At 16.8% G+C, this 1,009-nt stretch carries 1 protein-coding gene; it reads right to left on the reverse strand.

The window, feature by feature from the left end:
• Window positions 1-826, reverse strand: an 826-nt coding sequence (locus GBZ86_RS16225; protein WP_152892387.1) for a hypothetical protein, incomplete at its 3' end; no start/stop codon positions are given.
• Window positions 827-1,009: the final 183 nt, after the last annotated feature.

The raw sequence follows: 1,009 nt of genomic DNA on the forward strand, positions 1-1,009 counted from the left end.
CTTTAAGAGAATAATAAGATATATTAAAATCACAGAAATTATTTTTCATATAGTATTCATCATATATATATATATCAATATTTTTTTTAAAGTAATTATACAATATTGAATTTATAGTTGGATATGAAAAACATACTTTCTTATTTAAAAAAGTAAATTCAGTAGATATTCTAGGTTGTTCTATTATATTTGTTATAATCATTTGATAAAATAGAACTTCATTAGTATCAATCTTATTTACAGGTTTTAGTTGAAATCCTGTAAAATTATTTTTTAATAAAAATTCACCTAAATTTTTATTAATGAAATATATATTCATATATCCATTGTTATATTGCTGAAATTGTATTTTTTTTAATATATCTTTGTTACATACTAGATTTTCAGAATTATTAAATATTATAAAGTTTTCAGTTAATGATATTGATTTAAGTTTTTTATTATTAATTTCTATACATTTTTCAGTTATAGAACTTTCAAATTCACCAAGATTTGCTTTAAAGTATTTAGTATATTTTAAATCTCTTTTACTATAAAGGAGTATAGCATAATCATCAATTATAATGTTATAGCCTAATTTTAAATTGTTTTTATAAAAAAAATTAAGCAATAACTTATGTTTAGTTGAATTATAGTCTAAAAGATTAGTTACAGGATCATTATTAAATATTGTTTTATATTCATAACAATCATTATTATGCTTATCTTTAATTAAATCATAATATTCGTTTAATAATTTTAGCTCTTTTAAGTAATATTGTAAACTAGTTAATAATGTATCTTCAATAGTATTCAATCTTATTGTATAACATATATTATATTTCAAATTATTTTACTCCTATTATTTTATTCTTAATTTTTTATATAATTTATAAATTAATCAAGCCTATTTTTGCTAATTATTTTACATTTCTTAATAAGTTCTTTAATATCTTTATCTAATTTAAATATATTTATATCAATAATATCATCAGAATATATTGGTATTTCGAAGCTTTTCATTTTATAA

Source organism: Clostridium tarantellae (assembly GCF_009295725.1).
GTDB classification, from domain to species: domain Bacteria; phylum Bacillota; class Clostridia; order Clostridiales; family Clostridiaceae; genus Sarcina; species Sarcina tarantellae.